Here is a 20,076-nt window from a genome sequence, read left to right as displayed (position 1 = left end):
CGCGGCTGCGCTGGCTCCTCGCCCCGCGGCTCGGCCGGGCGGGCCTCGGCGGCCACGCGGATGTCGATGCGGCGCACGCCGGGGTGCTCGGCCTGCCAGAGCAGGCGCAGGCGGTCGCTGTAATGGGTGCGCACCCAATCCCGCAGGAAGCGCGTGGGCAGCAGGATGACGACTTCCTCGCCCTCGATGGCCGAGAGGGTCATCTGCCGCAGCCAGCTGCGATACTCGACCTCGCCCACATCCTCGCGCAGGCGGCCGCGAATCCGGGCCCAGGCCTCCGCGACAGGGTCCTGGCCCTCGGTGTCGTGGGCCATCATTCCCTGCGGGGGCTGAGACGGCATGTCGAGCTCATTCTCCATGCGAAGCACCTGCCATCCTCATCACCCAAAAGCAGCCCGGCACGGTCCTGGCGGAAAATGCCGGAGCCGCTGCTGATCTGGCCCCGGAGCGGAAACCGAACAGGGGCGGAAGCGGCAATTTCCCGAACAAGACACAACAGTCCCTTAGAACAAGGCACAGTTCCGCTCCCCGTGATTCGCGGTCGGGCAGAAGAAGCCCGGCCGGAGGAACGGCCAATACAACAAGTTGAAACGGAAGACTGTGTCTGAAAGGGCGCCTGTTCTTGGAGGCTATTCCCGCCGGCCATCCGGCGCAACGGGAATATGGCGTGAACAGGAGCCCTGGCGGTCAACCCTGCGGGAAGGCCCCGTTCAGGGTTGGCCGGCCGGCCTCAGGCCTGGGCCGAACCCAGCGCCTTGATGCGCGCGGACAGGCGGGACAGCTTGCGGGCGATGGTGTTGGAATGCATCACGCCCTTGGTGGCGGCGCGCTGCAGCTCGGGCTGCGCGTCCTTGAAGGCGGCCTGGGCAGCGGCCTTGTCGCCACCGGAGATCGCCTTCTCGACCTTCACGAGGAAGGTGGAGACGCGGGAGCGGCGGGCGCGGTTGCGCTCGTTGCGGGTGGCCGTCTGCCGGATGCGCTTGCGCGCGGAAGCGGTGTTCGCCATGGCGTGTGTTCGTACCAGTCGTCTGTGTGTCGAGAGCGCGCGGGCCGTTCAGCCCGCCACGGGAAGGCGCCGCTTCTACCCGGCCCTGGGGATAAGAGTCAATGCGAAGTGGCCCGGGAGCCCCTTCGCGCATGGCTCACCCCCGCCGGAAGCTGGGTTTGCGCTTCTCGTTGAAGGCGGCCATCCCCTCCTTCTGGTCCTCGGTGCCAAAGAGGGAGAGGAAAAGGCGGCGCTCCAGCCGCAGCCCCTCGCGCAGCGGCAGCTCGAAGGCGGCGTTCACCGCTTCCTTGGCCATGGCGACGGCGGGGGGCGAGAGCTCGCCGATCTTCTGCGCCAGGGCCACGGCCTCGGGCAGCAGCTCCGCCAGCGGCACCACGCGGGCCACGAGGCCGCCGCGCTCGGCCTCGGCGGCATCCATCATGCGGCCGGTCAGTACCATCTCCATGGCCTTGGACTTGCCGATGGCGCGCGTCAGCCGCTGGCTGCCGCCGGCGCCGGGCACGATGCCCAGCTTGATCTCGGGCTGGCCGAACCTGGCATTGTCGGCGGCCAGCAGAATGTCGCACATCATGGCCACCTCGCAGCCGCCGCCCAGGGCGAAGCCGGCCACGGCGGCGATGACGGGCTTGCGGACGCCCAGCACCGCCTCCCAGGGGGCGATGAAGTCATTCAGGTAGGTGCCGGGCCAGGAGCGCGGCTGCATCTCCCGGATATCGGCCCCGGCGGCGAAGGCCTTCTCGTTGCCGGTGAGCACGATGGCGGCGATGGCCGGGTCGGCATCGAAGGCGCGCAGGGCCTGGGCCAGCTCATCCATCAACTGGTCGCAAAGCGCGTTCATGGCCTGGGGGCGGTTGAGGCGGATCACCCCGGCGGCGCCCTGCGCCTCGGTCAGGATCATCTCGTATTCGGCCATGCGCTTCGCTTCCTTGTGTTCCGGGCGGCGCAGATTGCACCGGGGCGGCGGCCGGGGCCAGAGGGGGCGCCGCCCCCTCCGGACCACCCCCGCCGGGGTGACAGGGTCACCCCGGACCCCGCCATTCCTTTGCGGTGGCACGGTGGCTCCGCCGAGGGTCATGGACCCTCGGCGACTGCGGCCTCAGCCCGTGTGGCTTTTTAGAAGGAAGTCAGCGCCGCGCCTGTGCCTGGGATATGGGGAAACTTGAAGCGGGGTCCGGGGTGGACTTTCCACCCCGGCAGGGGTCCAGGGGGCGGCGCCCCCTGGCCACGGCCTATCGCTGTGTCCGCGCGCAGAAAAAGGTGCTGCGCCCGGCCTGCACGATGCGGGAGACGCCCTGGCAAGCCGGGGCCCCCGGGCACAGCGGGCAGGGTTCGCCCTCCCGATCATAGACGCGGAAGCGGTCCTGGAAGTGCCCGAGTTCCCCATCCGCCTGCACATAGTCGCGCAGAGAGGAGCCGCCGGCCTCGATGGCGTCCCGCAGCACGTCCTTGATGGCCGGCACCAGCCGTTCCGCCCTGGCGCCCGGCACCGTGCCGGCGAGGCGGCGGGGGGAGATGCCGGCACGGAACAGGGCTTCCGCCACATAGATATTGCCCAGGCCCGCCACCACCGACTGGTCCAGCAGCGCGGCCTTGATGGGCGTCTGCTTGCCGGCCAGGGCGGCGGCGAGGATGGCGGGGGTGAAGCTGCCCTCCAGCGGTTCCGGACCCATGCCGGCCAGCAGGCGGTGGCTGTCCTCGTCGGCGGTGGGGACCAGATCCACGCTGCCGAAGCGCCGTGGGTCCACGAAGCCGACATGGGTGCCCTCGGCGGTTTCCAGCACCAGGTGCTCATGCGCGGGCGGCGGGGTATTGGCGCCGCGCGGGCGCGCCACCATGCGGCCGGACATGCCGAGGTGGATCAGCACCGACTGGGCGTTGGAAAGGCGCATCAGCATATATTTGCCGCGCCGGCGGAAGCCGGTGACACGGGCGCCGGAGAGGGTCTCGGCCAGTCCGGCGGGAAAGGGCCAGCGCATGCCCTCGCGCCGGGTCTCGGCGCGCAGGATGGTCTGGCCTTCCAGCACGGCGGCCAGGCCGCGCATCACGGTCTCGACTTCGGGAAGCTCGGGCATGCGCCGGATATAGGGTGTGGCGCGGCGGGCTGGCGAGGGTGGGCGCTAATAGCGCTCGCGCCGCTTGGCGCGGCGGCTGCGCAGGAAGGTAAAGGCCAGCGGCAGCAGCGAGACGCCAATGCCGTTGCGCGCCTCATGCAGCGCGGTGCGGCGGATGGAGGCGGCTTCCAGTTCCGCCGTGCTCGGCGGGTTGCGCATGGCGACCATGGCCAGGACCAGCGCCAGCACGATGTCGGCGGCGAAGATGACGATGGCTTTCCAGAGCGGGGACAGCGCATCGCCGATGGCGATCCAGGCCACCAGATGCAGCATGGCGAAGGCGGCGCCCGCCATCACCGCGGCGGCGAGCAGCAGGATGACGCGGCGGACTTCCCGCTGCACGCGCAGGCCAAGCCGGGTGCGCTCCGCCTCCCAGGCGACATTCAGAAGGCGGAGCGACCGCATCGCGTCAGCGTCCCAGCAGGCGGGCGAGGACGTAGCCTAGGCCGGCGGCCAGGGCGATGGAGGTGAAGGGCCGCTCCTTGACCAGGGAGGCGACGGTGTCGGCCTCCTTGCGCGCGGTGTCGGAGACCTGGCCGCCGAAGTCGCGGGCCATGCCCTGGGCGCGGTCCGCGAAGTCCTGGGCGCGGCCGGCGGCGCGCGTGACGGCGGGGGTGACGCGCTCCTCCATCAGCGCTTCCACCTTGCGGCGGAGGTCGGCGATCTTTTCCTCGACGGGTTCGAGGTTGATGTCGGACGAAGCCATGTCGGGTGCTCCTTAAAAGGTCGGGTGCGGTTCAGCGGGTGGCGCGGTCGATGTCGCGGCCCAGGCGCTCGGCCGGCCCGCGCGGGGGATCCACCGCGTCGCGGATGGCGCTGCCGGCATTGTCGATGCTGCGGCCGGCACGCTCCGCCGGGCCTTCGTTGCAGGCGGCGAGGGGCACCAGCAGCACCAGGGCGGACAGCACCTGCAAGGACAGCTTGCGCATGGCGGAATTCCTTATCCCGTACGGCGCCTTAACGCTGCGCTGGAGTTCAGGGTTGCGGCAAGCGTGAGCGGCACCTTAAGCCCTTTGCCTCAGTCGTGGCCATCCACCTTCATGGCGCGGCCGGTGATCTCGCCTTCCCGCCGCCGCAGGGGGAAGCGCAGGTTCAGCTCGGTGCCGGCGCCGGGGCCGTGGTGGCGCTCGATCTCGCCGCCGAGGTGCTGGGCGAAGCCCTGGATCAGCGTCATGCCGATGCCACCGCCGCCCTCGCCTTCCTCATCCATGCCCTGGCCGTCGTCGCGGATGGACAGGAAAACCTCTTCCCCGTCCTCGCCTTCCTCGCTGGCTTCCGCCGGCTCGGTATGCACGGAAATGGTGATGGTGCCGGTGCTGCCCTGCGGAAAGGCGTGCTTGATGCTGTTGGTCACCGCCTCCGTCACCAGCAGCGCCAGGGAGACGGCCTGGTCGGTCACGATCTCAAGCTGCCCGGCCTCCACCACCAGGTTGATGCGCCGGCCCGGCTTCTCCCCCAGCGCGGAGAAGAGCTGCTGGCACAGCTCCTGGAGGAAGGGGCGCAGCTCGATCGCCTCGAAGGTGCGGTTGGTGTAGAGGTGGCGGTGCAGCGTGGCCAAAGCCTGCACGCGGTCCCGCGCCGTGCCGAATTCGGCCTTGGCCGCCGGGTCGCGCAGCCGGTTGGCCTGCAGGTTCAGCAGCGAGGCCACGATCTGCAGGTTGTTCTTCACCCGGTGGTGGATCTCGGCCATCAGCAGGTCGCGCTGGCGCAACGCCGCGCGCAGTTCCTCCTCCCGCGCCGAGATGGCGACGGCGGCATCGGTGAAGGCCTGTTCCAGCCGGCTGACTTCCTCGGGCTCCCCGCGCCGGAGCTTGCCGCCGAAGGGGGCGCCGGGGCGCCATTCACGCACCCGCCCGGCCAGTTGGCGCAGCGGCCGGGCAATGGCGATATCGGCCCCCACCACGATGACGACCAGGCAGGCCAGCAGGAAGGCCGCCAATTCGACCACCCGGCGCAGCAGCAGTTCATTGGCGGTGCGGCGCAGCCCGCCGGTGGGCAGGCCCACCACCAGCCGCACATTGGCGTCCAGCGCCGAGACGGCATAGGCGAAATCCTGCCCGTTGCGGGCATGGGCCTCGATGGCGGCACCGTCCGGCTTGGCCGCCAATGCCTCCAGCGTCGCTTCCCTGGGCAACTCGTCGGCATGAGCGGAGGTCAGGGGCAGGGGGGTATTCTCGCGGTCCACCAGCCAGACGCGCTGGGTGGCGTTCAGGCGGCTGCGGCTCTCGCTGCGGATAAAGACATCCATCAGCAGCCCGGCGGCGACGATGCGCACCAGCTTGCCCGCCTGCACCACCGGCACCAGCCCGACCAGCAGGGGCTGGTTGGTGACGCGCCCGGTGGTGAAGCGGTCCAGCGTGAAGCCGGCCCCGGCCTCCCCGGCGATCAGGCGCGCGGCCTCGGACTGGGCCAGGGAAAAGATGGTGGAGGTGGAATAATCGGCCCCGGCCTGCACATGCGGCAAGGCGCTGCACAGGATGCGGCCCTCGCCGTCCATGATCCAGATGCTGGAATAACGGTCCCGCTGGATGTCCAGCAGGTCACCGAGGCGGAGGCTGCAATTCTCGTCCGGCTCGATGGCAAGGGTGGGGGTGCTGGCGATGCCCTGCAGCATCTCCCGCATGGCGGCGAGGGTGGCGCCATGGCGCTCGGCCGCGATCTCCCGCAGCATGGCCGCGTTGCGCCGGCCAACGGCGAGTTCCGCCTCGTAGCCCAGAATGGCATTGGCGCCAGCGATGCCGATGACGGGGACGCTTGCCACCATCAGCAGCAGCAGCATGCGGCCACGGACGCTTCGGAGTAACCGCCACGGCGCCCACCGGGACGGTGGCGCCGCCGGTGGGTTCACTTCGTCCGATCCTGCTCGATCAGGCGGAGCAGCTCTTCAGGAATGGGTTCACGGGCGATGTCATCATACATGGCATGCAGGCCGCGTTGCAGCCACAGATCGAAGGCGGCATCCGGGGTGCCCTTTCGGGCACGCCCTTCCTTCGGACGGTCGGAGGGCTCTTCGCCCTCCTCCGCCAACACGCGCTTGTCCGCCTGTTCGTCCATCAGCTTCCCAGGTGCAGTGCCTGCCCGCTGGCCTTTGAGACCGTTTTGCGGCTTGTAGCACCACGACGGGCGGTCTCGCCAGCCTGAGGCTGGGCCGTGCCGCGCTTCGCCTTGGGCTCATCGCCCACCAACCAGGCCTCCAGCTGCCGGCGGGCGCGGAAGACGCGGCACTTGGCCGTGCCGACGGCGCAGCCCATGACCTCCGCGGCTTCCTCGTAGGACATGCCCTGCACGGTCACGAGCATCAGGGCGGTGCGGTGGTCTTCCGGCAGGTCGGCCAGGCGCATGCGCAGCTCACGCAGCGCCAGGCTGTCTTCCTGCGCGGCGGGGCGCGCCAGGGCCTCGGCCGGCGCATTGTCCATGTCGCAGGTGTCGCGCTTGCGGCGGATGTCGGACAGGAAGCGGTTGCGCAGGATGCGGAACATCCAGGCGCCGAAATTGGTGCCGGGGGTGAAGCTGGCCTGGGCGGCCAGGGCGTTGCTGACGGCCGCCTGCACGAGGTCATCGGCGTCGGCGCGGTTGCGGGTCATCGACACCGCCTGCACCCGCAGGCGCGGCAGCAGGGCAACAAGCTGCTCGTGGAAGCTGGGGCCTTCCGCCACGTTCAGGACGGCTTCTGCGGTCTCGGACTTGCTCACGGAATGGATGTCCTTGTCATGGCCTTGCATGCTCGACCAATGACACAGCGGTTAAGACGGTTGCGTTCGCTCCATCAGAATGACGCATACCAGATATGCGTAGAACGCATGTAACCCAGGCCTGGACCCAGCCATTGGCGATGTGGATCCATGTGCTTTCTCCACCAGACCTCCCCACCCGGCCAAGCTCCGGCAACGCGCCGCGCCTATATGGCGCGATGCGGAAAGCTGCGTGCCAGCGCGGCACGGGCCCTCGACACCCTGGCCTTCACCGTGCCCACCGGCACGGCGCAGATGATGGCCGCTTCCTCGTGGGACAGGCCATGAGCGCCCACCAGGATCAGGGCCTCCCGCTGCGGCAGGGGCAGCGTCTGCAAGGCACGGCCGAGATCCTCCAGCTCCCCGTGGTCCTCCTGCGGCACGCCGCTCTCTCCCGGGTCGGGCAGCCGCTCCAGCGCGCGGCGCTCGGTGCCGCGGCGGCGCATCTGCTCCAGGAAGACGTTACGCAGGATATGAAACACCCAGGCCCGCAGACTGGTTCCCGGAACCCATTGCGTTTCTGCGCGAAGGGCGCGCAGCACCGCTTCCTGCACCAGGTCGTCGGCCAGGGCGGCGTCGCGCGCCAGGAAGCGGGCGAAGGCCCGCAGGTCCGGCAGGAGGGCGGGCAGGGAAGCACGGACAGACTCTGGCGGATGGGTCATGATGCGCGCACTCTCTTAGCGACCACCGCCCCGCGACCCAAGAGCATGCCGAAACACAGCACCGATACGAGGGCCAAGATATGAATGCCGTCACCCAGGCCGAGCTGTTGCGTAGCCTGCCACCCGCCCGCCGCTATGCCCGCGCGCTGACCGGCAGCCAGGCCGCCGGCGATGCGCTGGTGGGGCAGGCGCTGCGCAATGGCCTGCCCGAAGGGCTTTCGGCGCGGCTCGCGCTCTATGCGGGCGTCACGCGCATCGCCCCGCCGCCGGCGGCGCCGTCGGCCGGCGCCGTGCTGGGCGCGCGTCACCGGCAGCTGCTGCTGCTGACGGCGCTGGAGGAGCTTTCCGTCAGCGAGGCCGGGCAGGTCATCGGCATTCCCACCGATGTCGCCGAGACCGAGCTGGAGGAAGCCCGCGCCGCGCTGCGTTCCGCCGCCGCCACCGATGTGCTGGTGATCGAGGATGAGCCGATCATCGCCATGGACGTGCGGCAGCTTGTGGAATCCTGCGGCCACCGCGTGGTGGGCGTCGCCGCCACCGAGGCGCAGGCGGTGCGCCTGGCGGCCAGCAAGAAGCCGGGGCTGATCCTGGCCGACGTGAACCTGGGCGCGGGTGGCGATGGCATCACCGCCGTGGGCCGCATCCAGGAGCAGCTGAAGGTGCCGGTGATCTTTGTCACCGCCTATCCGGAGCGGTTGCTGACGGCGGAGCAGGTGGAGCCCGCCTTCGTGATCTCGAAGCCTTTCGAGCCGCTGGCGCTGGCGATCGCGACCTATCAGGCCGTGTCTTCCACCGTTCCCATCGAGTGAGCACGACAAGCTGAAACCAGGGCGTCATCCGTCACGTTCCTCCACCAACGCAGCCGCCGGCACCGCCGGATGGATGAGCGGGAGGAGAAGACGGATGACCCGGGACCACATGGCCGGATGCTGGAAACAGTTGACCGGCATGGCGAGGGAAGGCTGGGGCCGTCTTCTGGCCGATGAGGCCATCATCCGCAGGGGGCGGCGCGACCGCCTCCTCGGGCGAATCCTGCAACGTCATGGAATGGCGCTGAATGCGTTGCGTCCGTCCATCCACCACGGCGGCCGCGCCTGAGAAGACGACCCCACACAACCCAGCCTATCAAGGACTTCCAGCCATGCTCTACTGGACCCTGATCTTCCTGGTCATCGCCTTGGTTGCCGGCGTGCTCGGCTTCACCGGCATCGCCTCCGCCGCCAGCGGCATCGCCAAGATCCTCTTCGTGATCTTCCTGGTGCTCTTCATCGTCTCGCTGATCTTCGGGCGCAGCTGGGCCTTTGGCTGAGCCCGGCCGCCGGCCATGACAAAGGGCGGGCCCCCGCATGGGAGCCCGCCCTTTTCTTTTGCCCGGCCGGCGCCGCTCAGGTTTCGCGGGTGATGAGGTCCTTGGGCAGGTCGCGGTCGTGGAACTTCTTGAACAGCGTGTTCAGCTCGCCGTTGTTGAAGGCGGTGCGGATCCAGTCGTTCAGCCAGGCCTTCAGCGGCTCCTCGCCCTTCGGCAGGGCCATGCCGAGGTTCAGCTCCTGCTGCACGAACTTCACGTCCAGCCGGTTGTTCGGCCGCTTCTCGTTCATGCTGGCCAGCACGGCGGTCTGGGTGGAGACGAGGTCGAGCTGGCCGGAGACCACGGCGGTGATCAGCGTCGCGTCATCCTCGAAGCGGACGATCTCGGCGCCGCGCGCGTTCTGCGTCACCATCACGTCGTTGACGGTCGCGCGCGTCACGCCGATGCGCTTGCCGACGAGGTCCTTGTATTCCTTCACCGCCAGGCTGGGCACGCCGGCGACGATGATGTCGAGCGTGGCATAGGGAATGGTGAAGTCGATGGCGCGCTTGCGCTCCGGCGTGATGGCGAGGCTGCCGATCAGGATATCCGCCTTGCGCGTCTGCACCGTGGGCACGCGGGCGGCATTGGTGATCTGCACCAGTTCCAGCTCGGCGCCGAGCGCCTTGGCGATCAGCCGCGCCGTCTCGACATCCGAGCCGGTCGGGTTGAGGCCGGCATCCATATAGGCGAAGAGCGGGATGCCCATCGCGACGGCGATGCGGACTTTCTTGTTCTTCTTGATGTCGTCCAGGCTGTCGGCCCGCGCCGGCAGCGCGACGAGACCGGCGGCGCCAAGCCCGGCGGCACCGGCGAGCAGCCGGCGGCGGTTGAGCGTGATGGTCATTCTTGTTGTCCTCCTGTGTTGTTTTCTTGAGGGACGCTAAAGCTCGTTGCCCAGGAAGGCCTGCAGCTCGGGCGTGCGGGGCGCCGCGAACATGCCGGCGCCGCCGGTCTCCCAGACCAGTCCGTTGCGCATGAAGATGGTGCGGTTCGCCACGCGCCGCGCGAAGCCCATCTCATGCGTCACGGTGATCATGGTCATGCCGTCGCGCGCCAGCTTCTCCATCACGCGCAGCACCTCGCCGGTCAGGTGCGGGTCGAGCGCGGAGGTCACCTCGTCGAAGAGCATCACCTTGGGCTGCATGGCGAGCGACCGCGCGATGGCGACGCGCTGCTGCTGCCCGCCGGAAAGCTGCTCGGGATAGGCATCGGCCTTCTCGGCCAGCCCGACCTGGGCAAGGCAGTCCCGCGCCAGGTCCCGCGCCGCGCTGTGGCCCATGCGCTTCACGCGGCGCGGGGCCAGGGTGATATTCTGCTCGACGGTGAGGTGCGGAAAGAGATTGTAGCTCTGGAAGACGATGCCGACATCCTGGCGCAGCGCGCGCAGCCCGGCTTCCGTGAGATGCGTGCCGACATGGTGGCCGCAGACCTCGATGCTGCCGCCCTGGATGCTTTCCAGCCCGTTGATGCAGCGCAATGCCGTGGATTTGCCGGAGCCGCTGGCGCCGATCACCGCCACCACCTCGCCCGGCGCGACATCGAAGGAAACGCCTTTCAGCACTTCCAGCGGGCCATAGCTCTTGCGCACCTCGCGCAGGCTGACGGCGGGCGCGGTAGAGGCGGGGCCGGGGAGGGAGTCGTTAGCGGCGGCCGACATTGAGCGTCCTTTCCAACGAGCGGCTCCACGCCGTCAGCGGGTAGCAGAGGATGAAATACATGGCGCCGGCGATGCCGAAGACCAGGAAGGGCTGGATGGTGGAATTGTTGATCACCTGCGCCGCCCGCGTCAGTTCCACGAAGCCGACCACGGAGGCGAGCGAGGTGTTCTTCAGCATCTGCACCATGAAGCCCACGGTGGGGGGCGTCGCGATGCGCGCCGCCTGCGGCAGGATGACATCGAAGAAGGTCTGCCAGCGGGTCAGGGCCAGGCATTCGGCGGCCTCGCGCTGCGTGCGCGGCACGGCATCGACGCAGCCCTTCCAGATCTCGCCCAGGAAGGCGCTGGCATTGATCATCAGCGAGAGCGCGGCGGCCACCAGCGGCGGCACCTCGATGCCGAAGATGCCCAGGCCGAAATAGGCGATGAAGAGCAGCACCAGCAGCGGCGTGCCCTGGATCACCTCCACATAGACCAGCGAGATCTGGCGGATGAGGCGGGAGCGCGCGGTGCGCGCCAGCATCACCAGGAAGCCCGCGGCGCCGCCCAGGATGAAGGCCAGGGCGGAGAGGACGATGGTCCACATCGCGCCGTAGAGCAGGTAGCCGAAGTAGTTCCAGTTGAAGACGATATCCATCGGCCCGGACCCCTAGAGCGCGGTGCCGAGGCGGCGGCGGCGCGGGAAGGCGACGAGGCCGAAGAGCCAGAAGCCCAGCTTCAGCAGCGCAGCCAGCGCCAGGTACATCGGCGCGATGGCCACGAAGGTCTCGAAGGAGCGGAAGGTGAAGGACTGGACGTTGTTGGCCACCGCCGTCAGCTCCTCCGTTGAAATCTGCGAGGCGACGGAGGAGGAGAGCATCATCAGCACGAATTGCCCGGTCAGCGCCGGGTAGACACGCTCGATGGCCGGGCGAAGGATGACATCCCAGTAGATAGTGGGCGTGGACATGCCGAGGGACTGCGCCGCCTCGATCTGGCCGGGATGCACCGTCTCCATGCCGGCGCGGATGATTTCCGAGCAATAGGCGGCGACATTGAAGACCATGGCGATGACGGCGGCGGTGAAGACCGGTAGCCGGATGCCCGCGCTGGCGAGGCCGAAGTACAGAAAGAAGATCTGGATCAGGAAAGGCGTGTTGCGGACGATCTCGACATAGATGCCGACCGCGCGGGAGAGCCAGCGCCGCCTGGAGCGGCTGCCGATGGCGCAGAGCGTGCCGATAGCCATGCCCAGCACCGTGGCGATGGCCGTGAGTTGCAGCGTGACAATGGCGCCGTGCAGGAAGTCCGGCCAGTAGTCGATGAGGGCGCTGAAATCGAGTTCGTATCTCACGGGGCGGCGCCCATGGGCGCGATGGCGGCACGCGGGATGTCCATGCCGGGCTCTCTCCTGCTTCCGTTCCTCACCGGCTGTTCACCTGCCGGTCATGTGGTCTGTTGTCAGACCAATTTTGTTGTTGGTGATAGTCCTGTGCCGCCGGTTGTGCAAGTCTCCGCTGCATGCCACCGACCGCCGAGCCCGCTGCCCTTGCCCTGCAACTCCTGCGCGACCCGCGCCGCCTGAGCCTGTCCGAGCAGGTGACGCGGGACCTCGATGCCCGCATCACCGGAGGCGAGTTGCGCCCCGGCGACCGGCTGCCGACGGAGCGGGAGCTGATGGCGCGCTATGGCGTCAGCCGCACCGTGGTGCGAGAGGCCATGTCCAGCCTGCGCGCCGCCGGGCGGCTGGCAACGCAGCAGGGGCGTGGCGCCTTCGTGCTGGCGCCGGCGCCACAGGCCCTGGCCTACCGCCTGCATCCTTCGGAAGCCGATGCCGCCGGGGATATGCTGGCGCTGATGGAGATCCGCATCGCGCTGGAGGCCGAGGCGGCTTCCCTGGCAGCGCAGCGGCGGGACGAGGCGGGGCTGGCGGCGCTGACGCGCATCGCCGAGGATTTCGAGGCCAGCATCGAGGACCCGGCGCAGTCAGCCCTGCATGACCGGGACTTCCACCTCTGCGTCGCCAGGCTGTCCGGCAATGCCTATTTTGGCTCGCTGCTCGGCGGCCTGGGTTCGGGCCTGCCGCCACGCGCCCGGATCGACCTGTTCAAGGAGGATGCCGCCGCCCGGCTGGCCTATCTGCGGCTCCTGCAGGTGGAGCATGGCAATATCCTCGATGCCATCCGCCGCGCCGATGCCGAGGGCGCGCGGGCGGCGATGCGGCTGCACCTGACCCATAGCCGGGAGCGGCTGCGGGCGGCGCTGGAGGGGCTGGGCGGGGCTTGCGGCCCCGAAGGCTGACTTGTATGACAACTGACAAATCAGCCTCAGTCAGGAAAGCATGCGCATGCCCGCCCAGCAGTTCAGCCCCGAAGACCTGAAAGCCGCCCTGCCGACGGGCCTGCTGTCCTTTCCCGTCACGGATTTCACCGCCGAAGGCGATTTCGACGAGAAGGGCTACCACGCCCGGCTGGAATGGCTGGCGCCCTATGGCACCGCCACGCTTTTCGCGGCCGGCGGCACGGGCGAGTTCTTCTCGCTGACGCCGCGGGAATATTCGGATGTGGTGCGCACCGCCATCGCCGGCTCCGGCGGGCAGGTGCCGATCGTGGCCGGCGCCGGCTATGGCACCCGCACCGCCATCGAATATGCCCAGGAAGCCGAGCGGCTGGGTGCCGCCGGCATCCTGCTGATGCCGCCTTATCTGACCGAAACATCCCAGGCCGGGCTGCGCGCGCATATCGCCGCCGTCTGCAAGGCGACGAAGCTGGGCGTGATCGTCTACAACCGCGCCAACTGCAAGGTTTCGGCCGAGACGCTGCAGGCCGTGGCCGATGAATGCCCCAACCTGATCGGCTTCAAGGATGGCGTGGGCGATATCGAGGCGATGGTCTCGGTCTATAACGGCCTTGGCGACCGCCTGACCTATCTCGGCGGGCTGCCGACGGCGGAGGTCTATGCCGCCGCCTATCTGGCCATGGGCGTGCCGACCTATTCCTCGGCGGTGTTCAACTTCATCCCGCGCACGGCCATGGAATTCTACAAGGCCGTCACGTCCGGCGACACCGCCACGGTGGACCGCCTGCTGCGCGACTTCTTCTTTCCCTATCTCAAGATCCGCAACCGCCAGCCGGGCTATGCGGTCTCCATCGTCAAGGCCGGCGCCAGCATCACCGGGCACGGGGCGGGGCCGGTGCGCTCGCCGCTTTCCAACCTGACGGATGCGGAGATGGAGCAGCTCCGCCCGCTGGTCGAGGCGCTCGGCCCGCAGTAACCCTGGGGGCCGGAGGGCATCTCCCCTCCGGCCTGTCATGCCTTACTGGCCGAGGCGGGCGAGCGTGCCGCCGCGCGCCGCCTGCACGGCCGCTTCCGCATCGGCGGGCAGCAGCAGCCGCTCCGCCACCAGCCGCTCGGCGGAAGCGCGCACCGCGGCCTCGTAATCCGCCGGCGTGGGGTAGAGTTCTTCCAGCGAGGGACGCGGGTCGTTCTTCTCCTGCCGCTCCGCCCTGGTGGCGGCGAAGGGCACCACGCCGCCGGACTGGGTGCAGATCTCCTGCGGCCCGCTGGCATTCTTCTGCGCGTTCCAGCCGACATAGGTGGCGCGCGGCGCGTCGATGATCGGCAGGCGGATGCCGGCGATGGCATTGCCATCCAGCCCCGCGCGCGGCAGCAGCAGCGGGTATTCGCCACGGATCTGCGGCAGCGGCTCGCCATCCTCCGCCGGCTGGTGCACCCAATAGGCGCGGACATGCTGCTGGTTGTAGGGAAGGCCGGGGATGGGCGGGTAGACCATCCTGGCCGGCACCAGCGTGCCCTGCGCCAGGCTGGGGTAGCGGCTGGCGGGCGGCTCCACCTCCTCTCGCACCCAGCGTTCCATGGCCACCAGCAGGGCGCGCAGCGCCGGGCCGCCATTGATCGGATTCAGCGGCATGGTGCAGGCCGGGCTGGGGCGGGCCACCGCATTGGCCGGGTTGCCATGCGGCGCGCCGGAGAGAAGGTAGAGGCGCACTTCCGGCGGCAGGTCGATATGCTGGCCGCGCGTGTCGGTGACATTGAGGCTGCCGAGCGAGCCCCAGAACTCGAACTCCGAATCCATCTGCATGATGCGCGGGCAGCTATTGGTGGTGCGGCAGCGCAGCAGCAGCCCGTCGCGCCGCCCGCTCAGCGCATCTTCCGTCACGTCATAGGTGAAGGGGAACTGGCCCACGGGGTAGAGGCGGTCGAATTCCGGCCCGGGATTGCGGCCCGGCTGCGCGAAGCGGGCATTGGTGAAGGAGCCGCGCGCGCCAGGGATGATCGGCATCAGCCCTTCGAAGACCACGCGGCCCGCTTCATCGCGGTTGAGGCCGAAATACAGGAAGTCCCGCAGCGCGCGGCCGGATTGGGAAATGCCGAGGCCGATGGCGCGGTCCACCGTGCTGCGCCCATCGGCCGCCAGCGGGTTCCGCGCGCTGGTGTCGCGGCGGAGAAAGGCGGAGACATCGCGGATGGCCGCCAGCCCCATGCCCATCACGCGCGGATCGCGGGCGGTATAGGTCAGCTCGAAGATCGTGTCGGATCGCGCATCGGCGGGGGCCGTGATCTCCACCGTGCTGTCGTCGATGAAGCGCAGCGCCAGGCCATCCCCCGTGCGGCGCGGGTCGTCGGTGCGGGCGCGCATGGTGAGCCGCGCCGAGGCGCGGTCCGCCACCGGGTAGCTCAGCGTGGCGCGATGGGGGCCGGGCTTGTCGTCAAAACTCCATTCCTCGCGCGAGGGGCCGGTGACGCCGGGCACGGCCGGCACCGCGATACGCATCAGGTTGGCGCCATCCGGCGCATCGGCCTGCCAGCCGGCCCAGACCAGCGTATAGCCCTGTTCCAGCAGGAAGCCGTTGCCCATGTCGCCGGCCTGTTCCAGCCGGCTGCCGGCGGCGCTGTCGCCATCCTGCGCCCAGCTGTTCAGCAGCTTGCGGCCACGGTTCACCACCTCGAAGAGCAGGGTGCCGTTGGGGCGCTGCGGGCGCAGGATCACCACATCGGTGGTGGCCTCCACCTTGCCCTCCGCGTTGCGCGGCGCGCGGCCGAGATCGACGATCACCGCATTGGCGGGGTTGGCGGGGTCGAGCGCGATGGTGGCGCGGGCGGTGATCTTTTCCGCCGTGCCACGCGCGCCGAAGCCGCGCCCTTCCAGCGCCGCCTCCTGCCGGGCGGTGATCTCGAAGCCGGTCACCTCGGCCCGTGCCGGCTGCGTCAGCGAGCACAGCAGCAGGCTGGGGAGAAGGCACGCGCCTGTTCTTCGCGACAGCATTGTCATGCCGGTCGTTTCCTCCGGATTGGCTGTTATGGCTCAGCCAGCCCAGGCTATCGGCAATTCAGGGGGGCACAAATCACCGCGCGGCGAGGCGGGCCGCGCTTACGCGACCGGCCGGCGCATCAGCACGGCGCGGCGCCCCAGCTTTTCCCGCCGCCCGTATTCGGTGAAGCCGAGGCGCCGGTAGATGCCGATGTTGCGGGCCATCTTCTCATTCGTCAGCAGCCGCACCTCGGGCTTGTTGCGCCGGATGGCCTCGGCGAAGACGAAGTCCATCAGCCGGCGGCCGATGCCGGCGCCATGCCGGGCGGGTTCCACGGCGATGTTGTCCAGCCAGAGATGATCCGCTGCGTCTTCCAGCACCAGCAGGCCGAGGATGCCGCCATCCTCCTCCAGCACCCAGGCCTGCCCGGCGGCGATGCGGGCGGGGTAGTCATCCTCCATCGGCAAAGGGCGGATGCCGATGACGGGCACGTAGGGCGCATAGGCGCGCTCCACCAGCGCGGCCAGGGCGGCGGCTTCCTCCGGCCGCGCCAGGCGCATCAGACGGCGGTGCCGCCGACCGTCAGGCCGTTCAGCTTCAGCGTCGGCTGGCCCACGCCCACCGGCACGCCCTGGCCCTGCTTGCCGCAGGTGCCGATGCCCGGGTCCAGTTCCACGTCATTGCCGATCATGGAAACCTTGGTCAGCGCATCGGCGCCGGAGCCGATCAGCGTCGCGCCCTTCACCGGCGCGCCGACCTTGCCGTTCTCGACGAGATAGGCCTCGGAGGCCGAGAAGACGAACTTGCCGGAGGTGATATCCACCTGCCCGCCGCCGAAATTCACCGCGTAGATGCCGCGCTTGACGGTGGAGAGGATCTCCTCCGGCGAATGCTGGCCCGCCATCATCACCGTATTGGTCATGCGCGGCATGGGGGCGTAGGCGTGGCTCTGGCGGCGGCCGTTGCCGGTGGGGGCCACGCCCATCAGCCGCGCATTCTGCCGGTCCTGGATAAAGCCCTTGAGGATGCCGTCCTCGATCATGACGGTGCGGCCGCTGGGCGTGCCCTCGTCATCCACGGTCAGGCTGCCGCGGCGGTCGGGCAGGGTGCCGTCATCCACCACCGTCACGCCCGGCGCCGCGATGCGCTGGCCCAGCAGGCCGGCAAAAGCAGAAGTCTTCTTGCGGTTGAAGTCGCCTTCCAGCCCGTGGCCGATCGCCTCATGCAGCAGGATGCCGGGCCAGCCGGGGCCGAGCACCACTTCCATCTCGCCGGCGGGCGCGGGCACGGCATCGAGGTTGATCAGCGCCTGGCGCAGCGCCTTTTCCACCGCATCCTTCCACTGCGCCTCGGCCGTGATCTGGTCATAGGCGAAGCGGCCGCCCAGGCCATGGCTGCCGGTCTCGCGCCGGCCATCGCTTTCCACCACCACGGCGACATTCAGCCGCACCAGCGGACGCAGGTCGGCCACGCGGGTGCCATCGGCGCGCAGGATCTGCACCGCCTGCCATTCGCCGGTCAGGCTGGCCATCACCTGCGTCACGCGCGGGTCGCGGGCGCGGGCATGGGCATCGATGGCGGCCAGCAGCGCCGTCTTGGCGGCGAAGTCCATCACCGGCAGGGGGTTGTCCGGCACATAAAGGCGCGCATTGGTGGTGCGCGGCGCCACGGCCAGCGCGCCGGAGGCACCGGAGGAAATGGCGCGCACCGTCTCCGCCGCCCGCTTCAGCGCGGCTTCCGAGATCTCGCCGCCATGGGCATAGCCGGCGGCCTCTCCCGCCACGGCGCGCAGGCCGAAGCCGCGTGTGGTGTCGAAGCTGGCGCTGCGGATGCGGCCGTCGTCGAGGCTGATGGCCTCGCTTTCGCGGTATTCCAGGAACAGCTCGCCGTCATCGGCGCCGCGCAGGGCCTCGCCCAGGATGCGGGTGGCGGCGGCGGGCTCCAGCTCGCGGAAGAACAGCCGGTCGGTGGTGTCGAGCGCGCTCATGCGGTCTGCTCCTGCGAGATGGAGGCGGGGGCGCGCAACAGGCGCAGCCGGGCGGTGGTGCCCTGGTCTCGCGCGCTGTCCAGCGTCAGCTCGCCTCCCATGGCGCGGGCAAAGGCGCGCGCCAGGTAAAGGCCGAGGCCGGAGCCACCGTAGCGCCGGTCATGCGTGGTTTCCAACTGCACGAAGGGCTCGAAGGCGCGGGGCAACTGCTCGGGGTCGATGCCGATGCCGGTGTCGCGCACCGTCACCTCCAGGCTGCCATCGGCCAGAGGGGCGGCGCTGACATGCACCTCGCCGCCCACCGGGGTGAACTTCACGGCATTGGAGAGGAGGTTGAGCAGCACTTGCCGCAGCCGCCGCTCCTCACCCATGCAGCGCGGCAGATCGGGGCCGCATTCCAGCGTCAGGGAAACCTGCGCCACCTCGGCGACGCCGCGCACCAGCCGCACGGCGCTTTCCAGCACGCTGGGCAGGAACAGGGGGCGGGTCTGCACCGGCAGCTCGCCGCTGCCGATCTGCGCCACCTGCAGGATATCGTCGATCAGCGAGAGCAGGTGCCGCCCGGCCTCCAGGATGGCGCTGGAGAATTCCAGCGCCTCCTCCGGCAGGCGATCATCGGTCAGCAGCGCCTCGGAAAAGCCGATCACGGCATTCAGCGGCGTGCGCAGTTCATGGCTCATGGTGGCCAGGAAGCGCGTCTTGGCGGAATTGGCGTCCTCCGCCACCCGCCGGGCCTGCTCCATCTCGGCGCGGATGCGCCGCTCCTCGGTGATGTCGGTATAGGTGCGGACAAAGCCGCCATCCGGCGTGGGATCGGAACTGATCTCGATCACGGTGCCGTCGGCGCGGGTGCGGGTATAGCGCTCCCGCGCCCGCGGATCGATCATCCGGGTGCGCGCCTCATAGGCCGCCGCGGCGGCCGCGCCGGTGCCGAACTCGCCACGCTGGAACTGCAATTCGCGCAGCGTGTCGATATGCGCGCCGGGCACCATCTCATCCGCCCGCAGCCCGCTGAGGGTCAGGGCCAGGTCGTTGCGCGCCACCACGCGCAGGTCACTGTCGAAGAGGCAGGCGCCGTAGCGCATGTTGTCCAGCATGGCGCGCAGCAGGTCGGCGCGGTGCTGCGCATGGGCCTCCGCCTGGTGCAGCGCGGTCACATCCGCCACCACGTTGATATGCCCGCCATCGGGCAAGGGCGCGGTGAGCACCGAGAGTACGGTGCCATCGGGGCGGATGCGCTGGCGGGGGGTCTCGGCATAGACGAACTGGCGGCGGTAGACCTCCTCGGCAGTGACGCCGGGGCCGTATTCGCCGGCGGCCTCGCGCGCGCGGCATATGTCCAGCAGGTGGTCGCCCACCTTCAGCTCCGCGCCCTTCAGGATCCGCTGGTAGGCGTCGTTCACCATGGTCAGGTGGTGGCCGGCGTCATAGACGCAGACGCCATAGGGCAGCGCCGCCAGCACGCCGCGCAGGGTGGCGGCGCGGTGGCGGGCCTCGTCCTCCGCCCGGCGCAGCGGCGTCACATCCTCCACCGTCACCAGGAAGCCGCCATCGGGCATGGGGCGGCTGATGTTGCGCACGGCGCGGCCATCCGGCAGCGGGCGGATTTCCTCATGCGGCCGGGTGCGGTCGATCCGCGCCCGCTCTTCGATGGAAGCCAGGATCAGCGGGTCCGGGCCATGCCGGGCCAGCATGTGCCGGTGCACGTCCTCCAGGGTCAGGCCCGGCCGCAGCGTGCCGGGCACCAGCCCCAGCACCTGCTCATAGGCATCGTTGTGGCGCACCAGCCGCTGCCCGGCATCGTAGAGGCCGATGCCGGCATGCTGGTGGCGCAGCGCCATCTCCAGCTGCCGGTTGCGCTCCAGCGCCTCCTCCTCCGCCCGGCGGTGCTGGGTGACGTCGATGGCATAGGAGACGAAGCCGCCGCCCGGCAGCGGCTCCGAGATGAAGTCGAACCAGCGGCCATCGGTGCGGCGGCCGGTGCGGCGGTGGGGGCGGCTACGGTCCACCGCCAGGAGCTGCTCGGCCAGCAGCTCCGGGTCTCCGGGGCCCAGCAGCCCGCGGAAGGCGATCAGCCGCGCGAGTTCCCGCTGCGTGCGGCCGGCCAGCACGGTATCGGCCGGCATGTCGAGCTGGCGCAGCATCTCCGCATTGGCGAAGCGCAGCCGGTCCTCGGCATCGAAGACAATGACGCTGATGGGCGCCGCGGCCAGCGCGGCCACGGCCACTGGCAGCTCCGGGACCGGCCAGGAATCCGGGGGCTGCGCCATGGCGGTCAGGGGCCGGCGGGCCGGGGGCGGCGCAGCGCGTGCAGGCTGG

Annotated in this window: 24 protein-coding genes; 5 read left to right on the top strand and 19 right to left on the bottom strand. The window is 69.7% G+C overall.

Annotated elements, in window-relative coordinates; all coding sequences use genetic code 11:
* The 11 genes from IBL25_RS15675 to IBL25_RS15625 form a co-directional block, all read right to left on the bottom strand.
* Nucleotides 1-341 (bottom strand): DnaA N-terminal domain-containing protein (locus tag IBL25_RS15675; protein ID WP_275296004.1); only part of this gene is annotated, 341 nt, incomplete at its 3' end.
* A gap of 389 nt (nt 342-730) precedes the next feature.
* On the bottom strand, nt 731-1,006 hold the full coding sequence (gene rpsT, locus IBL25_RS15670; protein ID WP_187779480.1) for a 30S ribosomal protein S20: 276 nt from the start codon (nt 1,004-1,006) through the stop codon (nt 731-733).
* A 136-nt stretch (nt 1,007-1,142) separates the two neighbouring features.
* On the bottom strand, nt 1,143-1,919 hold the full coding sequence (locus tag IBL25_RS15665) for an enoyl-CoA hydratase (RefSeq protein WP_187779479.1): 777 nt from the start codon (nt 1,917-1,919) through the stop codon (nt 1,143-1,145).
* Between the two features lie 316 nt (nt 1,920-2,235).
* Entirely contained in the window at nt 2,236-3,078 is an 843-nt protein-coding gene (mutM, locus tag IBL25_RS15660; protein WP_187779478.1) for a bifunctional DNA-formamidopyrimidine glycosylase/DNA-(apurinic or apyrimidinic site) lyase, read from the bottom strand.
* A gap of 45 nt (nt 3,079-3,123) precedes the next feature.
* A complete protein-coding gene (locus tag IBL25_RS15655; protein WP_187779477.1) occupies nt 3,124-3,522 on the bottom strand; it encodes a hypothetical protein in 399 nt (132 codons plus the stop codon).
* A gap of 4 nt (nt 3,523-3,526) precedes the next feature.
* Nucleotides 3,527-3,823 (bottom strand): DUF883 family protein, encoded by a 297-nt coding sequence (locus IBL25_RS15650; protein WP_187779476.1) that lies wholly within the window; start codon nt 3,821-3,823, stop codon nt 3,527-3,529.
* A gap of 31 nt (nt 3,824-3,854) precedes the next feature.
* Nucleotides 3,855-4,046 (bottom strand): hypothetical protein, encoded by a 192-nt coding sequence (locus IBL25_RS15645; RefSeq protein ID WP_238940467.1) that lies wholly within the window; start codon nt 4,044-4,046, stop codon nt 3,855-3,857.
* A gap of 89 nt (nt 4,047-4,135) precedes the next feature.
* On the bottom strand, nt 4,136-5,896 hold the full coding sequence (locus IBL25_RS15640) for a sensor histidine kinase (protein WP_187779475.1): 1,761 nt from the start codon (nt 5,894-5,896) through the stop codon (nt 4,136-4,138).
* A 65-nt stretch (nt 5,897-5,961) separates the two neighbouring features.
* On the bottom strand, nt 5,962-6,171 hold the full coding sequence (locus tag IBL25_RS15635; RefSeq protein ID WP_120638178.1) for a NepR family anti-sigma factor: 210 nt from the start codon (nt 6,169-6,171) through the stop codon (nt 5,962-5,964).
* Nucleotides 6,171-6,701 (bottom strand): sigma-70 family RNA polymerase sigma factor, encoded by a 531-nt coding sequence (locus IBL25_RS15630; RefSeq protein WP_238940468.1) that lies wholly within the window; start codon nt 6,699-6,701, stop codon nt 6,171-6,173. Before IBL25_RS15630 ends, IBL25_RS15635 begins: the two co-directional genes overlap by 1 nt.
* A gap of 314 nt (nt 6,702-7,015) precedes the next feature.
* On the bottom strand, nt 7,016-7,510 hold the full coding sequence (locus IBL25_RS15625) for a sigma-70 family RNA polymerase sigma factor (protein ID WP_187779473.1): 495 nt from the start codon (nt 7,508-7,510) through the stop codon (nt 7,016-7,018).
* Nucleotides 7,511-7,590: 80 nt separating this feature from the next.
* On the opposite strand from IBL25_RS15625, the gene IBL25_RS15620 reads away from it, so the two are divergent.
* The 3 genes from IBL25_RS15620 to IBL25_RS15610 all read left to right on the top strand — a co-directional run bounded on the left by IBL25_RS15620 (nt 7,591) and on the right by IBL25_RS15610 (nt 8,819).
* Nucleotides 7,591-8,319 (top strand): PhyR family response regulator anti-anti-sigma factor, encoded by a 729-nt coding sequence (locus tag IBL25_RS15620; protein ID WP_187779472.1) that lies wholly within the window; start codon nt 7,591-7,593, stop codon nt 8,317-8,319.
* A 94-nt stretch (nt 8,320-8,413) separates the two neighbouring features.
* Nucleotides 8,414-8,608, top strand: coding sequence for a CsbD family protein (locus IBL25_RS15615; protein WP_187779471.1), 195 nt, complete (start codon nt 8,414-8,416; stop codon nt 8,606-8,608).
* Between the two features lie 43 nt (nt 8,609-8,651).
* A complete protein-coding gene (locus IBL25_RS15610; protein WP_120638182.1) occupies nt 8,652-8,819 on the top strand; it encodes a DUF1328 domain-containing protein in 168 nt (55 codons plus the stop codon).
* Between the two features lie 76 nt (nt 8,820-8,895).
* On the opposite strand, the gene IBL25_RS15605 is transcribed toward IBL25_RS15610, so the two are convergent.
* From IBL25_RS15605 to IBL25_RS15590, 4 genes are read right to left on the bottom strand one after another with little or no spacing between them, the layout of a single operon-like run.
* Nucleotides 8,896-9,705, bottom strand: a complete 810-nt coding sequence (locus IBL25_RS15605) for a transporter substrate-binding domain-containing protein (protein WP_187779470.1) — start codon at nt 9,703-9,705, stop codon at nt 8,896-8,898.
* A 36-nt stretch (nt 9,706-9,741) separates the two neighbouring features.
* Nucleotides 9,742-10,518 carry an amino acid ABC transporter ATP-binding protein gene (locus tag IBL25_RS15600; protein ID WP_187779469.1) on the bottom strand — a complete coding sequence of 259 codons (777 nt, stop codon included), beginning with the start codon at nt 10,516-10,518 and terminating at the stop codon, nt 9,742-9,744.
* On the bottom strand, nt 10,502-11,155 hold the full coding sequence (locus IBL25_RS15595) for an amino acid ABC transporter permease (RefSeq protein ID WP_187779468.1): 654 nt from the start codon (nt 11,153-11,155) through the stop codon (nt 10,502-10,504). The genes IBL25_RS15600 and IBL25_RS15595 overlap by 17 nt, the downstream gene beginning before the upstream one ends.
* Before the next feature lie 12 nt (nt 11,156-11,167).
* A complete protein-coding gene (locus IBL25_RS15590; protein WP_187779467.1) occupies nt 11,168-11,851 on the bottom strand; it encodes an amino acid ABC transporter permease in 684 nt (227 codons plus the stop codon).
* Between the two features lie 167 nt (nt 11,852-12,018).
* Here IBL25_RS15590 and IBL25_RS15585 point away from each other — a divergent pair, with 167 nt between their 5' ends.
* The gene (locus IBL25_RS15585) at nt 12,019-12,798 is read left to right on the top strand and encodes a FadR/GntR family transcriptional regulator (RefSeq protein ID WP_187779466.1); all 780 of its coding nucleotides are present in this window, start codon (nt 12,019-12,021) and stop codon (nt 12,796-12,798) included.
* Nucleotides 12,799-12,844: 46 nt separating this feature from the next.
* The gene (gene kdgD, locus IBL25_RS15580) at nt 12,845-13,771 is read left to right on the top strand and encodes a 5-dehydro-4-deoxyglucarate dehydratase (RefSeq protein ID WP_187779465.1); all 927 of its coding nucleotides are present in this window, start codon (nt 12,845-12,847) and stop codon (nt 13,769-13,771) included.
* Between the two features lie 42 nt (nt 13,772-13,813).
* Here kdgD and IBL25_RS15575 read toward each other — a convergent pair whose 3' ends face one another.
* From IBL25_RS15575 to IBL25_RS15560, 4 genes are all read right to left on the bottom strand, one after another.
* Nucleotides 13,814-15,790 (bottom strand): alpha/beta hydrolase domain-containing protein, encoded by a 1,977-nt coding sequence (locus IBL25_RS15575; RefSeq protein ID WP_202986786.1) that lies wholly within the window; start codon nt 15,788-15,790, stop codon nt 13,814-13,816.
* A gap of 99 nt (nt 15,791-15,889) precedes the next feature.
* A complete protein-coding gene (locus IBL25_RS15570) occupies nt 15,890-16,330 on the bottom strand; it encodes a GNAT family N-acetyltransferase (protein ID WP_187779464.1) in 441 nt (146 codons plus the stop codon).
* Nucleotides 16,330-17,757 carry a metalloprotease TldD gene (gene tldD, locus IBL25_RS15565; protein ID WP_187779463.1) on the bottom strand — a complete coding sequence of 476 codons (1,428 nt, stop codon included), beginning with the start codon at nt 17,755-17,757 and terminating at the stop codon, nt 16,330-16,332. Before tldD ends, IBL25_RS15570 begins: the two co-directional genes overlap by 1 nt.
* Nucleotides 17,754-20,076, bottom strand: a 2,323-nt coding sequence (locus tag IBL25_RS15560; RefSeq protein ID WP_238940466.1) for a PAS-domain containing protein, incomplete at its 5' end; no start/stop codon positions are given. The genes IBL25_RS15560 and tldD, both read right to left, overlap by 4 nt.

Source organism: Pseudoroseomonas ludipueritiae (assembly GCF_014490445.1).
GTDB lineage: Bacteria > Pseudomonadota > Alphaproteobacteria > Acetobacterales > Acetobacteraceae > Pseudoroseomonas > Pseudoroseomonas ludipueritiae.
This window is presented reverse-complemented; position numbering and strand designations above follow the sequence as displayed.

Excerpts from the sequence above, each read along its gene's own strand:
- rpsT (WP_187779480.1), bottom strand. The coding sequence starts at position 1,006 with ATGGCGAACACCGCTTCCGCGCGCAAGCGCATCCGGCAGACGGCCACC.
- IBL25_RS15665 (WP_187779479.1), bottom strand. The coding sequence starts at position 1,919 with ATGGCCGAATACGAGATGATCCTGACCGAGGCGCAGGGCGCCGCCGGG.
- mutM (WP_187779478.1), bottom strand. The coding sequence starts at position 3,078 with ATGCCCGAGCTTCCCGAAGTCGAGACCGTGATGCGCGGCCTGGCCGCC.
- IBL25_RS15655 (WP_187779477.1), bottom strand. The coding sequence starts at position 3,522 with ATGCGGTCGCTCCGCCTTCTGAATGTCGCCTGGGAGGCGGAGCGCACC.
- IBL25_RS15650 (WP_187779476.1), bottom strand. The coding sequence starts at position 3,823 with ATGGCTTCGTCCGACATCAACCTCGAACCCGTCGAGGAAAAGATCGCC.
- IBL25_RS15645 (WP_238940467.1), bottom strand. The coding sequence starts at position 4,046 with ATGCGCAAGCTGTCCTTGCAGGTGCTGTCCGCCCTGGTGCTGCTGGTG.
- IBL25_RS15640 (WP_187779475.1), bottom strand. The coding sequence starts at position 5,896 with ATGCTGCTGCTGCTGATGGTGGCAAGCGTCCCCGTCATCGGCATCGCT.
- IBL25_RS15635 (WP_120638178.1), bottom strand. The coding sequence starts at position 6,171 with ATGGACGAACAGGCGGACAAGCGCGTGTTGGCGGAGGAGGGCGAAGAG.
- IBL25_RS15630 (WP_238940468.1), bottom strand. The coding sequence starts at position 6,701 with ATGACCCGCAACCGCGCCGACGCCGATGACCTCGTGCAGGCGGCCGTC.
- IBL25_RS15625 (WP_187779473.1), bottom strand. The coding sequence starts at position 7,510 with ATGACCCATCCGCCAGAGTCTGTCCGTGCTTCCCTGCCCGCCCTCCTG.
- IBL25_RS15620 (WP_187779472.1), top strand. The coding sequence starts at position 7,591 with ATGAATGCCGTCACCCAGGCCGAGCTGTTGCGTAGCCTGCCACCCGCC.
- IBL25_RS15615 (WP_187779471.1), top strand. The coding sequence starts at position 8,414 with ATGACCCGGGACCACATGGCCGGATGCTGGAAACAGTTGACCGGCATG.
- IBL25_RS15610 (WP_120638182.1), top strand. The coding sequence starts at position 8,652 with ATGCTCTACTGGACCCTGATCTTCCTGGTCATCGCCTTGGTTGCCGGC.
- IBL25_RS15605 (WP_187779470.1), bottom strand. The coding sequence starts at position 9,705 with ATGACCATCACGCTCAACCGCCGCCGGCTGCTCGCCGGTGCCGCCGGG.
- IBL25_RS15600 (WP_187779469.1), bottom strand. The coding sequence starts at position 10,518 with ATGTCGGCCGCCGCTAACGACTCCCTCCCCGGCCCCGCCTCTACCGCG.
- IBL25_RS15595 (WP_187779468.1), bottom strand. The coding sequence starts at position 11,155 with ATGGATATCGTCTTCAACTGGAACTACTTCGGCTACCTGCTCTACGGC.
- IBL25_RS15585 (WP_187779466.1), top strand. The coding sequence starts at position 12,019 with ATGCCACCGACCGCCGAGCCCGCTGCCCTTGCCCTGCAACTCCTGCGC.
- kdgD (WP_187779465.1), top strand. The coding sequence starts at position 12,845 with ATGCCCGCCCAGCAGTTCAGCCCCGAAGACCTGAAAGCCGCCCTGCCG.
- IBL25_RS15575 (WP_202986786.1), bottom strand. The coding sequence starts at position 15,790 with ATGACAATGCTGTCGCGAAGAACAGGCGCGTGCCTTCTCCCCAGCCTG.
- IBL25_RS15570 (WP_187779464.1), bottom strand. The coding sequence starts at position 16,330 with ATGCGCCTGGCGCGGCCGGAGGAAGCCGCCGCCCTGGCCGCGCTGGTG.
- tldD (WP_187779463.1), bottom strand. The coding sequence starts at position 17,757 with ATGAGCGCGCTCGACACCACCGACCGGCTGTTCTTCCGCGAGCTGGAG.